Annotated in this window: 1 pseudogene; it reads right to left on the bottom strand. The window is 72.3% G+C overall.

Annotated elements, in window-relative coordinates:
- Window positions 1-411 (bottom strand): annotated as a pseudogene (locus HMPREF3086_RS02965) (HNH endonuclease); the annotation flags it as partial.
- Window positions 412-423: the final 12 nt, after the last annotated feature.

The following is a 423-nucleotide window of genomic DNA, read 5'->3' as shown; positions in this document are numbered from 1 at the left end:
CCCGGCCGGATCGCACCGCTCCACCGCCTCGTCGATCGCCGAGTTCACCGCCGGCCGGCTCGGCCGATCCCCACCCTCGAGATCGCCGGTGAACCGGGCTAGGAGCTCGTCCTCCACATCGGCCACGATCGCATCGGGCACCTCGGCCAGACGGCACGCGATATCGACCGCCATCTGCTCCGGCATCACCCCCCGCGCCACCACCGAACCAAGGCGGGACAGACGGGTGTGGATCTGCACCCCGGCCGTGACCAGCCGCTCGGCATGCCAACACGTCAACTGACACGCCGCCACCAGATGATCACGCGCCCGCGCCGCCGGCGCCAACCGCGCATACCCCGGCCGACCCGACCCCGCAGGCCCCTGCTCGTCCTCGGTCTGCGCCGCGCGGGTGAACTGCGCGACCAGCACATACGCGGCCTC

It is taken from the genome of Dietzia sp. HMSC21D01, assembly GCF_001815995.1.
Taxonomy (GTDB): domain Bacteria; phylum Actinomycetota; class Actinomycetes; order Mycobacteriales; family Mycobacteriaceae; genus Dietzia; species Dietzia cinnamea.
This window is presented reverse-complemented; position numbering and strand designations above follow the sequence as displayed.